The 16272-nt window shown below is 63.9% G+C and carries 14 protein-coding genes; 6 read left to right on the top strand and 8 right to left on the bottom strand.

All coding sequences use genetic code 11. The features are described from left to right. Window positions 1-11: 11 nt before the first annotated feature. Genes C0V72_RS03080 through C0V72_RS03070 form a run of 3 tightly spaced genes read right to left on the bottom strand, consistent with a single transcriptional unit; the run spans window position 12 to window position 3060 of the window. On the bottom strand, window positions 12-911 hold the full coding sequence (locus C0V72_RS03080) for a 4-(cytidine 5'-diphospho)-2-C-methyl-D-erythritol kinase (protein ID WP_101791755.1): 900 nt from the start codon (window positions 909-911) through the stop codon (window positions 12-14). After that, window positions 908-1414: a hypothetical protein gene (locus C0V72_RS03075; RefSeq protein WP_101791754.1), complete on the bottom strand. Its 507-nt coding sequence runs from the start codon at window positions 1412-1414 to the stop codon at window positions 908-910. The genes C0V72_RS03080 and C0V72_RS03075 overlap by 4 nt, the downstream gene beginning before the upstream one ends. Then, window positions 1414-3060, bottom strand: coding sequence for an electron transfer flavoprotein-ubiquinone oxidoreductase (locus C0V72_RS03070; RefSeq protein ID WP_101791753.1), 1647 nt, complete (start codon window positions 3058-3060; stop codon window positions 1414-1416). Before C0V72_RS03070 ends, C0V72_RS03075 begins: the two co-directional genes overlap by 1 nt. Before the next feature lie 137 nt (window positions 3061-3197). Between C0V72_RS03070 and C0V72_RS03065 the strand changes: the two genes are divergently transcribed. The 5 genes from C0V72_RS03065 (at window position 3198) to C0V72_RS03045 (ending at window position 8057) form a co-directional block, all read left to right on the top strand. After that, entirely contained in the window at window positions 3198-4013 is an 816-nt protein-coding gene (locus C0V72_RS03065) for a uracil-DNA glycosylase family protein (RefSeq protein ID WP_101791752.1), read from the top strand. Between the two features lie 56 nt (window positions 4014-4069). Continuing rightward, a complete protein-coding gene (locus C0V72_RS03060; RefSeq protein ID WP_233999750.1) occupies window positions 4070-5809 on the top strand; it encodes a lytic transglycosylase domain-containing protein in 1740 nt (579 codons plus the stop codon). A gap of 15 nt (window positions 5810-5824) precedes the next feature. Beyond that, window positions 5825-6355, top strand: a complete 531-nt coding sequence (gene moaB, locus C0V72_RS03055; protein WP_101791750.1) for a molybdenum cofactor biosynthesis protein B — start codon at window positions 5825-5827, stop codon at window positions 6353-6355. Between the two features lie 65 nt (window positions 6356-6420). Beyond that, window positions 6421-7506 carry a PA0069 family radical SAM protein gene (locus C0V72_RS03050; protein WP_101791749.1) on the top strand — a complete coding sequence of 362 codons (1086 nt, stop codon included), beginning with the start codon at window positions 6421-6423 and terminating at the stop codon, window positions 7504-7506. A 14-nt stretch (window positions 7507-7520) separates the two neighbouring features. Beyond that, window positions 7521-8057, top strand: a complete 537-nt coding sequence (locus tag C0V72_RS03045) for a YbjN domain-containing protein (RefSeq protein WP_143704514.1) — start codon at window positions 7521-7523, stop codon at window positions 8055-8057. Between the two features lie 9 nt (window positions 8058-8066). Here the strand turns inward: C0V72_RS03045 and C0V72_RS03040 are convergent, their stop codons facing one another. The 3 genes from C0V72_RS03040 to C0V72_RS03030 are packed head-to-tail and all read right to left on the bottom strand — an operon-like array spanning window position 8067 to window position 10619. Further along, entirely contained in the window at window positions 8067-8504 is a 438-nt protein-coding gene (locus C0V72_RS03040) for a DUF1330 domain-containing protein (protein ID WP_101791747.1), read from the bottom strand. Continuing rightward, a complete protein-coding gene (locus C0V72_RS03035) occupies window positions 8501-9010 on the bottom strand; it encodes a GNAT family N-acetyltransferase (protein ID WP_101791746.1) in 510 nt (169 codons plus the stop codon). Before C0V72_RS03035 ends, C0V72_RS03040 begins: the two co-directional genes overlap by 4 nt. 1 nt (window position 9011) lies before the next feature. Next, window positions 9012-10619, bottom strand: coding sequence for a long-chain fatty acid--CoA ligase (locus tag C0V72_RS03030; protein WP_101791745.1), 1608 nt, complete (start codon window positions 10617-10619; stop codon window positions 9012-9014). A 242-nt stretch (window positions 10620-10861) separates the two neighbouring features. On the opposite strand from C0V72_RS03030, the gene C0V72_RS03025 reads away from it, so the two are divergent. After that, window positions 10862-11995: an OmpA family protein gene (locus C0V72_RS03025; RefSeq protein WP_143704513.1), complete on the top strand. Its 1134-nt coding sequence runs from the start codon at window positions 10862-10864 to the stop codon at window positions 11993-11995. Window positions 11996-12074: 79 nt separating this feature from the next. Here C0V72_RS03025 and dnaE read toward each other — a convergent pair whose 3' ends face one another. Together dnaE and C0V72_RS03015 are read right to left on the bottom strand one after the other, a co-directional pair. Continuing rightward, window positions 12075-15671 (bottom strand): DNA polymerase III subunit alpha, encoded by a 3597-nt coding sequence (gene dnaE, locus C0V72_RS03020; RefSeq protein ID WP_101791832.1) that lies wholly within the window; start codon window positions 15669-15671, stop codon window positions 12075-12077. Window positions 15672-15782: 111 nt separating this feature from the next. Beyond that, window positions 15783-16262: a glutathione peroxidase gene (locus tag C0V72_RS03015; protein ID WP_101791744.1), complete on the bottom strand. Its 480-nt coding sequence runs from the start codon at window positions 16260-16262 to the stop codon at window positions 15783-15785. Between the last annotated feature and the right edge of the window lie 10 nt (window positions 16263-16272).

The raw sequence follows: 16272 nt of genomic DNA, 5'->3' as shown, positions 1-16272 counted from the left end.
GGGAGGCGCCCTCACCGTAGTCGCCCCGCCATCGTCCACCAGCCAGACGGCATCGCTGCCGCTGCCACATCGCGGGCCTCGGCGGTGTCGTAGAGCGCAAAACAGGTCGCGCCCGAGCCCGACATCCGTGCGAGCCACGGCTTGGTCTCGGCCAGTGCCGCCAACACATCGGCGATCACCGGGCAGAGCGAAATGGCGGGGTTTTCAAGGTCATTGCGCCCCTCCCTTGCGATCTTGGACGCCGGGCCTTGCGGCAATGCCCCTCGATCCTCGCCGTCCCACGCCTTGAACACCGGCCCGGTGCTGAGCGGCACGCGCGGGTTGACCAGCAGGACGGGGGTTCCGGCAAGGTCGTCCTCGACCTCCAAGTGCTCGGTGCCGGTGCCCAGCCCGATATGGGTGCGGCTGAGCACGCAGGCAGGCACATCTGCGCCCAGCTTTGCGGCGCGAGCCTGCCAGTCCTCCGGCAGGCCGTGCAGCGCCTCGACCATCCGGAACACCGCGCCTGCATCCGCTGAGCCGCCCCCAAGGCCAGCCGCGACGGGCAGGTTCTTCTCCAGCGTCACTGCAAGGCCTTGGGGGCGAGGGAGAGCGTTGAGCGCGCGGGCGACGAGATTGTCCAAGACGCTCCCCTCCCCTTGGGGAGGGGCTGGGGGTGGGGGCTCGGCAGACGATAGGGCGGAGCCCCCATCCCCGGCCCTTCCCCGGGGGGAAGGGAGATTGGAACCGAGCAATCCCGAGAACTCGCCCACCACATGCAGACTGTCCTGCGCGGCAGGCGCGGCGCTCAGCACATCGCCCGCATCGACGAAGGCGAACAGCGTCTCAAGCTCGTGATACCCGTCCTCCCTTCGCCTGCGGACATGCAGCGCAAGGTTGATCTTGGCGTAGGCGGTTTCAATTGTACTCATGCGAAAGGACGAAGCTGCTTCCAGCTCATGCGTGCAGCACGATCCATCAGTCTTTCAGCCTCAGGCTCCGACAACACGAACATGTAGGCGATCTCGCGTGCCGAAATGTCAGAACGCACTTCCATGAGTTCCTTCACGGTGTCGGTGAGATCATTGGTGTCGAAGAACCGGGCGACTTGCCCGTGATCGGGGCCGAGCCTGATTACGTCCTCGAACCGCACGAAATCCGGCGGCCATGCCCCCTGCTCCTCGATCATCTTCAACTCGCCAGCCGTAAGGCGCTTAAAATAGAAGTTGTCGTGGATGCGCTCTTCCTGAGCGATCATCCAGTCTTGGCCGCATGCCGAGCAGCGGGATGCGTAGAGCCACCATGCATCGCCGCCATGCTTTGCAATTTCCATCAAAGTCGAAAAGACGCGCTCGTCCCGCCCATCGCCGCCCATGCCGACGACGGCGAAGTCACCGAGCGTCGAGCACTCACAAGATCGCTCGACGCTCCCCATCACATATTCGGATAATTCGGCCCGCCGCCGCCTTCGGGCGTCACCCAGTTGATGTTCTGGTTGGGGTCCTTGATGTCGCAGGTCTTGCAGTGGACGCAGTTCTGCGAGTTGATCTGGAACTTGGGCTCGCCAGCCGCGTCGGTCAGCCATTCATAGACCCCTGCCGGACAATAGCGTGCGGACGGCCCACCGAAGACCCCGAGTTCGCTCACCTTCTGAAGCTCCAGGTCCTTCACTTGCAAGTGGCAGGGCTGGTCTTCGGCATGGTTGGTGTAGCTGTAGGCGACGTTGGTGAGGCGGTCGAAGGTGATGACACCATCGGGCTTGGGGTAATCGATCTTGGGGTAGAGATCGGCGCGGCCCGTGTTGGTGTAGTCCGCGTGGTGCTTCATCGCAATCGGCAGGCCGATCTTCAGCGTGCGCATCCACATGTCGATGCCCGCGAGCACCGTGCCGATATCGCCGCCGAACTTGGCGACCGCAGGTTCGGCGTTCTGGACGACCTTCAATTCGTCGGCGATCCAGCTGGAACGCACAGCCGCGTCGTAATCCATCAGCTCGGTCTTTTCATGACCTGCCGCCACCGCCGCAGCGATGCTCTCGGCCGCCAGCATCCCGCTTTTCATCGCGGTGTGGCTGCCCTTGATGCGGGGCACGTTCACAAAGCCCGCCGCGCAGCCGATCAATGCGCCGCCGGGGAAGGCGAGCTTGGGCACCGACTGCCAGCCGCCCTCGTTGATCGCGCGCGCGCCGTAGGAAACGCGCTTGCCGCCTTCGAGATATTCGCGGATCGCCGGGTGGTTCTTCCAGCGCTGGAATTCCTGATAGGGCGAGACCCAGGGGTTCTTGTAATCGAGCGCGGTGACGAAGCCCAAAGCGACCTGCCCGTTCGCCTGATGGTAGAGGAAGCCCCCGCCCCAGCTGTCGCTTTCGGTGAGCGGCCAGCCCTGCGTGTGGATCACGCGGCCCGGCTTGTGCTTCTTGGGATCGATGTCCCACAATTCCTTGATGCCGAGGCCGTAAACCTGCGGCTGGCAGTTCGCTTCCAGATCGAAGCGCGCCTTCATCAGCTTGGTCAGGTTGCCGCGAGCGCCCTCGGCAAACAGGGTATACTTGGCGTGGATTTCCATGCCGGGCTGGTAATCGCCCTTGTGGCTGCCATCGGCGGCCACGCCCATGTCCTGCGTGATGACGCCGGCGACGCGGCCCTCTTCGTCGAACATGACTTCGGCTGCCGGGAAGCCCGGGAACACCATCACGCCCAGCCCCTCGGCCTGTTCGGCGAGCCAGCGCGCCAGATTGCCGAGGCTGCCCGTGTAGCAGCCGTGGTTGCTCATCAGCGGCGGCATGATCGCATGGGGGAGCGAGGATTTGCCGGTCTTCGAGAGCACCCAGTGCCAGTTATCGGTCACCGGGGTCTGGGCCATCGGGCACCCTTGTTCGCGCCATTCCGGCAGAAGTTCATCGAGCGCCTTGGGATCGACCACCGCGCCCGACAGGATGTGCGCGCCGATTTCCGAGCCCTTTTCGAGCACGATGACTTCAAGCTCGGCATTGATCTGCTTGAGCCTGATCGCCGCGGCGAGGCCCGCGACCCCGCCGCCGACAATCACGACATCGCAGGGCATTGATTCACGTTCGCTCATCGAAGCTTTCCTGATCCTTGTTGGTTCTGCCGCGCGGACCACACAGTCTGGCGATATGGCTTATCTGTCCACTTGCTAACACCCTCGCAGACAGTCAAGACCCGCGATGGATAGCATGACATCGCAATGACCCCCCAATGACCCGGCCCGAGCTGACGATCGCGCGCGAATTTGAAGCGGCGCTTGCCTGGTGGCAGGCGGCCGGGGTGGATTGCGAGTTCACCGATGACGCTACGGCGCTGTTGGCCGAGGCCGGGCTGGCGGCGGCGGGAACGGCGCCGCAATCCGGCAAGACCGCGGCAGAGCGCGCCAGCACCGGCGCTGCCCGCCGCGCCGCCAATGATGAAGCGCGCCAGAGTGTTGATTCCGAAGCGCCCGGCCCGAATCCGGCCGCGCCGCCGCCGCGCGATCTGCTGGGCGATTCGCCGCCAGCCGATCTGCCCGCGTTCCGGCAATGGTGGATGACCGCGCCGGGGCTGGAGACCGCGCGCGGTTTTCCCCGGATTGCGCCGCGCGGGCTTGCCGGGGCCGCGCTCATGGTGCTCGTGCCTCAGCCCGAAGCTGCCGATCACGATCGCCTGCTATCCGGTCCGCAGGGGCGTTTGCTCGGGAATATCCTTGGCGCGCTGGGGCTGGACGAGAGCGCGGTCTACATTGCCAGCGCCTTGCCCACGCATACCCCGATGGCCGATCTGGCGGCGATCGCAGCCAGCGGGATGGATGCCGTGCTGGCGCATCACATGGCGCTGGCACAGCCGCAGAAAATTCTCGCTTTCGGCACCGATCTCGCCGCTTTCTTAACGCCTGTTAAGGACGAGCATTTACGCAAGTTCAACCGTGGTGTGGTTAACACTCCGGTCATGGTGAGCGAAACGCTCGACGCAATGTTGCACGTGCCCCGGCTGAAAGCCCGGTTTTGGCGGAGATGGATCGAATGGTCAGCCACGGTTTGAGGCACAGCCTCAAGCAACGCTCAGGCACGGCTTTGGTCGCGATGGTGTTGGCGGGCATGGCTCTCCACGCCCCGGCCGCCGCGCAAGCAAGACAATCCTCCAGTGATCTGGCCGCCGGTGATCTGGTCGCGCGCTGGAACGGCGCCGTACCGGCCGAGCGGGCGATCACGCGCGTGCTGACGCCCGAAGAACAGGCGCATTACCGCCAGGTCTTCGCGGCGATTGATACCCAGCAATGGGCGCTGGTCGAAAGCCTGCTCGCCCAGCAGCCGAGCGGCCTACTGACACAGGCCGCACAGGCAGAATATTACACCCACGCCAATAGCCCCAAAGTCACAGCCGAGCAGATCGCGGCGTGGTTCAACGCCGGCACCGATCTGCCGCAGGCCGAACAGCTGGTGCGCATGGGCGCCAAACGCGGGCTTGCCGCCCTGCCCGCCTTGCCGCGCGAACAGGGCTTTGCGCGCCAGCCCTATGCGCCCAAGCGGATCCAGCCACGCGGGGTCAATGATGGCACCATGCCAGCGGCCACCGCCAGCGCCATTCTTGAAGCGATCAAGGCGGATAATCCTGCCGAAGCCCACCGCTTGCTGGCAGAGGTCGATCCGATGCTGTCGGGCGATGCGCGCGCGGAATGGCGCCAGCGGGTGGCGTGGAGCTATTACATCGAAAACAACGACACCGCCGGGCTGGAACTGGCCCGGACAGTGGCGGACGGATCGGGCGAATGGGTGGCCGAAGGCGCGTGGGTCGAAGGGCTTTCGGCTTGGCGGATGGGATATTGCTCCTTGGCCGGGGACGCTTTCGGACGGGTGGCCAGCCGGGCCTCCAATGTCGAACTGGCCGCTGCCGGGCATTACTGGGCGCACCGCGCGGCCGTGCGCTGCCGCGAGCCGGAACTCGCCCAGCAGCATCTTTCAGCCGCCGCGCAGCTGCATGAGACATTGTACGGCATGCTCGCCGCCGATCAGCTTGGCATCGAACTGCCGGCCCATGCCCCGCCCCAACCCTTTGACCGGGCCGATTGGGCGCAGCTGTCCCAGCGGCGCAATGTGCAGGTCGCGGTCGCCCTGATGGAAATCGGCCGCCCGGCGCTGGCTGACGAGGTTTTGCGCCACGAGGCCCGTATCGGTCTGGCATCGCAATATGGCGCGCTGGCCCGGCTGGCGCGGGAACTGGGCCTGCCTTCAACCCAGCTCTTCATGGCTCACAATGCCCCTTACGGCACCACCAGCGATCCCGCGCTGCGCTTCCCGGTGGCCTATTGGCAGCCGGTGGGCGGATGGCAGGTCGACCCTGCGCTGGCCTTTGCCCATGCCTTGCAGGAATCGAACTTCCGCGCCGCGGCCGTCAGCCCGGCCAATGCCCGCGGGTTGATGCAGATCATGCCGGGCACAGCGCGCGACCATTCCGGCCGCCTGAGCCTTGGTGCGAGCTACGAGGATTTGAACGATCCGCAGGTCAATCTTGCCTATGGCCAGCGGCATCTGGAAATGCTGCGCGATTCCCCAGCGACCGGCGGCACACTGCCCAAGATCATGGCGGCCTATAACGCAGGCCTGACCCCGATCGGGCGCTGGAACTTCGAGATCAACGACCAGAACGATCCGCTGCTCTGGATGGAATCGATCCCCTATTGGGAAACGCGCGGCTATGTCGCCATCGTGATGCGCAATTACTGGATGTACGAGCGTGCTGCCGGGGTCGCCTCGCCCAGCCGCCGCGCGCTGGCACAAGGGCGCTGGCCGGAGTTTCCGCGCGCTGCTACGACCCGCTCGGCCCGCTTGGAGCCTTGAGGGGAGATACGCAGCGTGGCGATTGACGAGAGCCGGGTTTTCAAGCCGATCAACATCGCTGTTTTGACCGTTTCCGACACGCGCACACCGGATACCGACACATCCGGCGACATTCTGGCCGCCAGGGTAACGGGCGCAGGGCACCGGCTGGCGGCGCGCGCAATCGTGAAAGATGACGCCGCGGTGCTGGCCGCGCAGTTCGAGGCATGGATCGATGATCCCGCCATCGACGCCATCGTCAGCACCGGCGGCACGGGGCTGACAGGCCGCGATGTCACGCCCGAAGCACTGGCGATGGTCAAGGACGCGCGCGATATTCCCGGCTTTGGCGAACTGTTCCGCTGGCTCAGCTACACGTCCATCGGCACCAGCACAGTTCAGTCCCGCGCCTGCGCCGTGGTGGCGCGCGGCACCTATATCTTCGCACTGCCCGGCTCGAACGGCGCGGTGAAGGATGGCTGGGACGGAATTCTGGCGGAGCAACTCGACAGCCGCAACCGGCCCTGCAACTTCGTCGAACTGATGCCGCGATTGCGCGAGGTTTAGCCGCAATCCTGCCCCTCGCTGGCGGCGGGTTGACGAGGGTTGCGAAGCGCCGCAATGTTCCGTAAATGTTCCACGTGAAACATTCGGGCCTAAAAGGACGCGGCGCACAATCGGCGGCGGTGCCCACCCGCTTCGGGCTGGCAAGCCGCGAGGTCGATGGTGACTGGCGCGATCATGTTCAGATGCTGGACGGCCCGCCGGTCAAACTTCGCACCACCGTGACCGAAGAGCGCCCCAAATCGATCCTCACTTTCAACCAATCGCCCGATGTGCCGTTCGACCGCTCGGTGAATGGCTATCGCGGGTGCGAGCATGGCTGCGTCTATTGCTTCGCCCGGCCCACCCACGCCTATCACGACCTGTCGCCAGGTCTTGATTTCGAAACGAAGCTGTTTGCCAAACCCGGTGCCGCCGCCTTGCTCAGGGCGACGCTGGCCAAGCGGGGATACCGGCCCAAGCCCATCGCCATGGGCACCAACACCGATCCCTATCAGCCGATCGAGCGGGATTACCGGATCACGCGCCAAATCCTCGAACTCTGCCTTGAAACACGCCACCCCGTCACGATCACCACCAAATCGGACCGGGTGCTGGATGATGCCGACCTGCTGGCGGAACTGGCGCGCGAACAGCTGGTGGCGGTGTCGATTTCGGTGACGAGCCTTGACCCCATCCTGTCAGCCAAGCTTGAACCGCGCTGCGCTGCGCCGGCCAAACGACTGGCGGCGCTGGGCCGGTTGGTGGACCTCGGCGTGCAGGTGCATTGCTCGATCTCACCGATCATCCCGGCGATTACCGACGATTTTATCGAAAGTATTGTCGCTGAAGTCGCGCAGCGGGGGGTCCAAAGCGTCAATTGGATCCCGCTGCGCTTGCCCCACGAAGTCGCGCCCTTGTTCCGCGAATGGCTCGCCGTCCACTACCCCGACCGTGCGGGGAAGGTGATGAGCATCGTGCGCGACATGCGCGGGGGCCGCGATAATGATCCGAACTTTCACAGCCGCTTCAACCCGCAAGGCGTCTGGGCCGATCTGATCCGGGCGCGGTTCAAACTCGCGTGCCGCCGGGCGGGGATCGGGAAGGCCCGCTTCGCGCTCGATTGTTCCCGGTTTCAGGCGCCCGAGACGGGTGGCCAATTGCGGTTGCTGTGATTAAGGCGGTCGGGATGACGCGCAAGGGCGGGGGAATTATGAAACTGACATATCTCATTGCTGCTACAGCAATGGTACTGCTGCCCACATCGGCCCACGCCGAAGAGACGCGGGCGCTTGACCATTTCACCCGCGCCGATCTGGAACAGGCCTTGCGCGCCGCAGGAGCCACCATCGCGCCCACGCAGGCACAGGGCCAGCGGATCGTTTTCACGTTCAGCGAAAAGGTCACGGCCGAGGCGATGCTGATGTCGTGCGAGGATGAACAGCGCGAAGTCAAATGTCTTGGCTCGGCGCTGCTGGCCTCCTTCGCGGCCGATGAAAATCGCACCACCGAACAAAGCATCAATGCCATTAACCTTTACAACTACAACGAGAACTTCGGCCGCGCCGCGATGGGCCCGGACGGTGTGATCTCGGTGCAGATGTACATCATCGCCGACGGCGGCATCACGCCAGCCAACTACAGCCGGCAGATGGAATTGTGGTTCACCTCGGCCACAAATTTCTACAATTATCTCTACGAGCAACCAGCCAGCGGGCAGCCATAAGGCCGCAGCCTAACCGAAGCCCGTCCCTGCCTCGCCCGGCGCAAACCTGACCAGGCGGCTATCGAGCAAGGCAGCCGTGCGATTCACCACGGCGCGCTGGTAATCGGCGTCTTTCAGCATCGCGAAAAAAGCGCCCGCATCGGGATAGTGCGCGATGAAGCCATCGTGCCAGCTTTCGCCTTCTGGCCCGGTCACCACCGTCTGAAAGCTGCCGCGCCACACAATGCTGCCGCCCACGCGGCGGAAGATCGGGCCGCTGGTCTTGCCATATTCCTCATAGGCACGCCTGCCGCTCCAGCCCTTGCCAGCGTGTTCGTGCCCCGCAGGATAATCGGCAGATTCGCGAAACCGCAACAGGTTGAGCATGTTGATCGGCGTATCGCGCGGCAAGTCCTTGAAGGCCTGAAAGTTGGCTGGCGAGGGGTCGATATAGGTGTGGCTGGTCATGGCGTGCAGGCCTCCTCGCGCAGATCACATTGCATATAGACGGTGTCGAGCAGGCGCCCGAATTTTTGGCCGACATTGCGCATCCGCCCGGCGTGGACAAAGCCGCATTTGGCATGAAGCGCGACCGAGGCCGGCTCGCCCCCGCCGATCACGGCGATCATCTGCTGAAAGCCGCAGTCCCGCGCAGCCGCGATCACGGCAGGCAGCAACGCTGTGCCGATCCCGCCGCCGCGCGCATCGTGCGCCACATAGATGCTGTCCTCGCAGGTATGCGCATAGGCCGCCCGGTCACGAAAGCGGGCGGCGTAGGCGTAAGCAACCACCCCGCCCGCGCGTTCGGCGACGAGGAAGGGATAGCCCCTCGCCGCAAAATCGCCGAGCTTTTCCGCCCACGCCGCTGCATCAGGCGCAGCGGTGTCGAACGTCGCGGTGCCGTTGGCCACGTGCCAGGCATAGATCGCGGCGATGGCCTGGGCATCGGAGCCATGCGCAGGCCGGATTGCCATGTCAGCCAAGCGTGTAATCCGCAAAGCGGTCGCGCAGGTCCTTCTTGCTGATCTTGCCGGTGGCGGTGTGCGGGATGTCGTCGACGAATTCGACCGCGTCGGGCAACCACCACTTCGCGATGAGCGGTTTCAAGTGTTCGATGATCTCATCACCCGACACCTCGGCGTCGGCCTTCTTGACCACGAACAGCACCGGGCGCTCGTCCCATTTGGGGTGCGTGATGCCGATGCACGCGGCCTCGGCCACGGCCGGGTGGCCGCAGGCGGCATTCTCCAATTCCACCGAGCTGATCCACTCCCCGCCCGATTTGATCACGTCCTTGGTGCGGTCAGTCAGTTGCAGCGTGCCGTCCGGGTGCAGAATGCCGACATCGCCCGTGTCGAACCAGCCATCATTGCCCACCGCGTCAGTTTCCGCCTTGAAGTAGCGCTTGATCACCCACGGCCCGCGGATCTGCAGCGCGCCGCTGGTCTTGCCGTCGCGCGGCAGCTCGGTCGTCATGTCATCCAGCGCCACGGTGCGCAGCTGCACGCCAAAGATCGGGCGGCCCTGCATCGCGGTCTTATCGATCTTTTCCTCAAGGCTCAGCGTGTCCCAATCCCAGGTCGGGCCGCCAACCGTGCCGATCGGGCTGGTTTCGGTCATGCCCCAGGCGTGCTGGACACGGGTGCCGTTCTTCATCAGCCGCTCGATCATGAACTTGGGCGCGGCCGATCCGCCGATGGTGGCGGCCTTCAGGGGCGGCAGATCGAGGCCTTCGCGGTCGCAATACTGGAAATGCGCCAGCCATACGGTCGGAACGCCGGCGCTGTCGGTCACGCCCTCGCGCAGCATCAGATCGTGCAGCACCGCCGGATCATTGACTGCGGAAAACACGAACTTGATCCCCGCCATCGCACCTGCATAGGGCAGGCCCCAGCTGGCCGCGTGGAACATCGGCACCACCGGCAACATCACCGATGCGCTGGAGAAGTTGAACGCCGCCGGTTGCAGCCCGCTCATCGCGTGGAGCACGGTGGAGCGGTGTTCGTATTGCACGCCCTTGGGGTTGCCGGTCGTGCCGCTGGTGTAGCAGATCATGCACGGATCGGTTTCCGGGCCCGTGACCCATTCGAAATCGCCATCCTCTGCGCCGATCCAGTCTTCGAAGGCCGGGGCATGATCGCCGGAATCGTAGCAGATGTAATGTTCAACTGTCGGCCAGCGCCCCCGCATACGGTCGACAATCGGCTGGAACGCCGCGTCATAGCACAAGACGCGGTCTTCGGCGTGGTTGACGATATATTCCAGCTGATCGTCGAACAGGCGCGGATTGACGGTGTGCAACACCCCGCCCATCCCTGCGACCCCGTACCAGCTGACCAGATGGCGCGCATGGTTCATCGCCAGGCTTGCCACCTTGTCACCCGGCTTCAGCCCGAGCCGCTGGAGCGCCTGCGCCATCTTCAGCGCATCAACGCGGATGCCCGCCCAGTCGGTGCGGGTTTCGCTGCCATCGGCCCAGCGGCTCACAATCTCGCGCGTCGGCGCTTCGCGGGCGGCATGATCGATCACCGCGGTCACCCGCATGGTCCAGTCCTGCATTGCTCCGAGCCTGATTCCGGCCATGTCTGCATCTCTCCTGTGATTTATCATTTGTCTGAGAATTAAGTGTTTCTGCCCTGACTTACATGCCTTCAGCAATTCTAGTTGATACTCGGTTCATCGTAATGTGAGCACGTTTCGTCGCGCACCGATGAAACATTTCCGCGAGCGGGCGCTTACACCATTCGCAGCTGACCAACATATGTTGTTCCGGCAGCATACCGTTCGCGTAAGGCGACGGCGACAACGAATACAAGGAACATAAAATGAATAAGACAGCAATTTTGCTGATGGGGACAGCGGCAATGATCGCCGTACCCGTTCAGGCACGCGACGGTCAGCCTTACATCGGGATCGAGGGCGGCGTCACCCTTCCGAACGACAACCAGATCGCCGTGAACGGCGTTGAAGACCGCATTCTGATCGACAACGAAAACGGCTGGGAAGCTGGCGGCGTTGTTGGTTACGATTTCGGCGCATTCCGTCTTGAAGCGGAAGGTTCCTACAAGGAATTCGGCGTCAAGACGCTGCATTCGCCCAACTATGGCGTGCCCACCAGCGGCCCGGCCCGCGTCCCGGGCTTCTATGAAGACGTCGATGGCAGCATCGATATCGCCAGCGGCATGGTCAACGCCCTGTTCGACATCGGCGGCAACGACGGCATCGGCCTGTCGGCTGGCGGCGGTATCGGTTACGCGCTGTATGATGCCGACCTTTCGGTCAACCCGAACGGCCCCGGCGTCGTCATCGACAAGGACTGGAGCCTTGCTTACCAGGCCATCGCACAGGTCCGCATGCCGCTGAACGACAATGTCGATCTGGGCGTCAAGTATCGCTACTTCGTGCTCGACAAGCTGAACCTGGTGAACTCGCAGCTCGAAAACTATCGTGACGATTTCGAGACCCACTCGGTGCTCGCAACCCTCACCTACAACTTCGGTGGCCGCGCAGAACCGGCTCCGGTCGCAGCGCCCCCGCCGCCGCCGCCGGTGATGGCACCCCCGCCGCCCCCGCCGCCGGCTGCTCCCCCGCCGCCGCCGAAGGCTGCTTGCAACACCGGCCCGTACATCGTGTTCTTCGACTTCGACAAGTCGGACATCACGCCTGAAGCTGCTGGCATCCTCAACAATGCCATCACCGCCTATGCCAACTGCGGCACGGCGCGCGTGATGCTGGCCGGTCACACCGACACAGCGGGCAGCGCCCGGTACAACATGGCGCTGGCCGAGCGTCGCAATGTCGCCGTGCGTAACTACATGACCGGCCGCGGCGTTGCTGCCGGCCAGATCACGGGTCAGGCCTTTGGTGAAAGCCAGCCGCGCGTGCCGACCGCTGACGGTGTGCGTGAAGCGCAGAACCGCCGCGTCGAAGTCACCTACGGTCCGGGTTCGGGCATGTAAGTGACAGCGTCACACGCTGAATAAGGAAAAGGGGCCGGAGCGATCCGGCCCCTTTTTTGTCACCAGTTCAGGCCTCGCTTCAGGCCACCAGCCGAAGGTTTCCGCGCTTTTTCAGCGGCACTAGGGCAACCTGTTCAATGCCTTCGATCGCGGACAGGCGTTCCGCCAATTCGCCATTGAGCACGAAGTGACGCCCCAGACGGACCGGCACCTGACCGCCATCGGCCAGCGCAAGCCGCACCACCACCTCGCCCACACCCGCAGGCCGGTCGCTCGCCGCGGCGGCCAGTTCGATCTGCAGTTCGCGCAGGGCCGCAACCGTTGCGATATCGGCGGTCAGTTCCATCGCTGTCGTGCCGCTGACCGCCGCCAGCGGACGCGCCGCGCGCACTGTCAGGCGCGGGGGTTCATCAGCGCTGGGCGCATCAAGCTCGACCGTCAGCAACAGGCATTCACCCTCCGCCGCCCAGCGTTCAAATTGCGGAACCAGCGCTTCTTCAAAACAGGCGGCGGAAAACTGGCCCGTGCTGTCGGAAAAATCCGCCCGCACGAAGGTGCCCCCCTTGCGCGTGCGCGCCTTGGTAATGCCTTCGACCAGCACCGCCATCACCGCCGAACCGCGCCCCCCCGCAGGGGCACCCGCCTCCATCAGGCTCTGATAGGTGCGCGCGCCATTGGCCGAGGCCGCCTCGCGGTATTGCGCGACCGGATGGGCGGAGAAATAAAAGCCGAAGTTTTCGCGCTCTTTCGCCATGCGGTCAGCGCGGCTCCACGGCTCGCAGGCCTGAAGGCGCAGATCTTCCGCCGGCCCCGCATCGCCGCCGAACAATCCGGCCTGCCCGCTTGACCGTTCCCGGATCGCCGCATCAGCCACCGCCATCAGCAAGTCGGCATTGGCAAACAGCAGCGCCCGGTCGGGCTCCAGCCCGTCAAAAGCGCCTGCGCAGATCAGCCCTTCCAGCTGGCGCCGGTTCATGGTGCCCTGCGGCACCCGCTCGAACAGGTCTTTGAGGCTGGCAAACGGCCCGTTGGCCGCGCGTTCAGCGACGATCGCGTCCATCGCCTTTTCGCCGACATTGCGGATGCCTGCCAAGGCATAGCGCACGCCGTAGCCGTGGTCGGTCTGCTCGACGGTAAACTCGGCCTCACTGGCATTGATGCAGGGCGGCAGCACCTCCACCCCGCCCGCGCCATTGGGATAGCGCCGCGCATCATCGACAAAAACGTTCAGCTTTTCCGACTGGTGCATGTCGAAGCACATCGAGGCGGCGTAAAACTCTTCCGGGTAATGCGCTTTCAGCCATGCCGTCTGGTAGGCGAGCAGCGCGTAGGCGGCGGCGTGGGATTTGTTGAAGCCGTAGCCTGCGAACTTGTCGATCAAGTCGAACAGCTCGTTCGCGCGCTTCGCTTCGATCCCGGAATTGGCCTTGCAGCCTTCGACAAACCGCCCGCGCTGGGCGTCCATCTCGGCCTGCACCTTCTTGCCCATCGCGCGGCGCAGCAAGTCTGCGTCTCCGAGTGAGTAGCCCGCCAGCACCTGGGCGGCCTGCATCACCTGTTCCTGATAGACGAAGATGCCGTAGGTTTCGGCCAGGATGCCTTCGAGCTTTTCGTGCGGGTATTCGATCGGCACCACGCCCGCCTTGCGCTGGCCGAACAGGGGAATGTTGTCCATCGGGCCGGGCCGGTAGAGCGAGACGAGCGCGATGATGTCGCCAAAGTTGGTGGGCTTTACCGCCTTCAGCGTGCGGCGCATCCCTTCGGATTCCAGCTGGAACACGCCGACCGTATTGCCGGTCTGCATCAGGTGATAGACCTGTGCATCGTCCAAAGGCAGCGCGCCCAGATCGATGGTGATGCCGCGCGCTTCCAGCAGATCGACCGCTTTGCGCAGCACCGACAGGGTCTTCAGCCCGAGAAAGTCGAACTTCACCAGCCCGGAGGATTCGACATATTTCATGTCGAACTGCGTCACCGGCATATCGGAACGCGGATCGCGGTACAGCGGCACCAGCTGCGCCAGCGGCCGATCCCCGATCACCACGCCCGCTGCGTGAGTGGATGAATTGCGCGGCAGGCCTTCGAGCTGCATCGCCAGATCAACAAGGCGCTTCACGTCCTTGTCGTTGTCATACTCGCGCCGGAAATCCGCCGCGCCGTTGAGCGCGCGCGGCAGCGGCCAGGGGTCAGTTGGGTGATTGGGCACCATCTTGCACAAGCGGTCGACCTGACCATAGCTCATCTGCAAAATGCGCCCGCAATCGCGCAGCACCGCGCGGGCCTTCAGCTTGCCGAAGGTGATGATCTGCGCGACGTGATCCGAGCCATATTTGGCCTGCACATAGCGGATCACTTCCCCGCGGCGCGTTTCGCAGAAGTCGATATCGAAGTCGGGCATCGACACGCGTTCGGGGTTGAGGAAGCGTTCGAACAGCAGGCCCAGCTTGATCGGATCAAGATCGGTGATGGTCAGCGCCCATGCCACCGCCGAGCCCGCGCCCGACCCGCGCCCCGGCCCTACCGGAATGCCATTATCCTTGGCCCACTTGATGAAGTCGGCCACGATCAGGAAGTAACCGGGAAAGCCCATCTTCACGATCACGTCGATCTCGAATTCGAGCCGGCGCTTGTAAGTCAGCATCTCGTCCCAAATTCCGTTTGTCCTGAGCTGGTCGAAGGACTGTTCCTGTTCTTCGAGCGCCTCGGCAGAAGGCAAAAGCAGGGCTTCGGCCAGCTCAGCCCGAACATTGTCAGGGTAGTAGGGAGCAAGCCTTTCGACCAATCCCTTGCGCGAGTCCTCCGCCAGCATCCGCGCTTCGCCCGACAGGTCGCCGGCAAGGCTGGGCAGGATCGGCTTGCGATAGGGCGGCGCAAAGGCACAGCGCTGGGCAATCACCAGCGTGTTGGCTGTGGCTTCGGGGAGGTCGGCGAAGGCCTCCTCCATCATGCTCGCCGATTTGACGAAGGCCTGCGGGTTGGAACGCGGACGATCATCTGCGTCGATCTGGGTCGAATTGGCGATGCACAGCATGGCGTCATGCGCCTTGTGCATATGCGGTTCGGCAAAATTGGCGGGGTTGGTCGCGACGAGGGGAAGATCCCGCGCGTAGGCAAGGTCGATCAGCGCGTCCTCTGCGCGTTCGCACACCGGATCGCCATGCCGCGCGAGTTCGATGTAGAGCCGCCCCGGAAACAGCGCCTCCAGCCGGTCCGCCAGCCTGGCGCCCGCTTCATGTTGGCCTTCCGCCAGCAACCGGGTCAGCCCACCCTCACCCGCGCCGGTCAGCGCAATCAGCCCTGCGGTGCGGCCCTCAAGATCGGCGAGCGTGACATGGGGATCGCGTTCCAGCGGGCGATCAAGGTGCGCGGCTGAGACAAGGTGGCACAGGTTGTCATAACCCGCATCATCCTGCGCAAACAGCGCAAGGTAATCCACCTCGCCGCGCTCGCTCTCACGCGCAACGCCCACCATTGCGCCGATGATCGGCTGCACGCCTTCGCTTTTGCAGGCGGCCGCAAAGGCCATGATGCCATACAGCCCGTTGCGGTCGCAAATCGCGATGGCGGGATAGCCGCGCTCTTTCGCCAGCTTGGCAATGTCCTTTGGATCGATCGCCCCTTCGAGCATCGAATAGGACGAAAGCACACGCAGGGGGACGAAAGGAGCAAAGGGCATCAGGCGAATATGCGCAATCGTCCCGTCAGCGCCAAGGGTGGCTTCCACAGGAAACTCTCGTCGTTCCGGACTTGATCGGGGATCGGTCAAGTCCGGGGCGACGATTGAGGGCTAAAGCAGCGCTTCGATATCCCGCGCGATGGTTGCGGGCGCATCGGTCGGGCCGTAACGCTTCACCACCTTGCCATCCCGGCCAATCAGAAACTTGGTGAAGTTCCACTTGATCGAGGTCGACCCCATCAGCCCCTTGGCCGAGGTCTTCATCCAGTCATACAGCGGCGAGGCTTTGGCGCCGTTCACGTCGACCTTGGCCATCAGCGGGAAGGTAACGCCGAAATTGACCTTGCAGAATTCGGCGATCTCATCGGCGTTGCCGGGTTCCTGCGCGCCGAACTGGTTGCAGGGAAAGCCCAACACTTCAAACCCGCGATCCTTGTACTGCTGGAACAGCTTTTCCAGACCATCGTATTGCGGCGTAAAACCGCACTTGCTCGCGGTGTTCACCACCAGCAGCACAGTGCCGAGTTTGCTCGACAGATCGAGTGGTTCGCCCCGGTTGGTGGTAACAGTGAAATCGGCAATCGTCGGCATGGCTCGTTAC

This window comes from Porphyrobacter sp. TH134 (assembly GCF_002855495.1).
GTDB lineage: Bacteria > Pseudomonadota > Alphaproteobacteria > Sphingomonadales > Sphingomonadaceae > Erythrobacter.
Note: the sequence above shows the minus strand (reverse complement) of the source record. Positions and strands in the feature narration are given on the sequence as shown.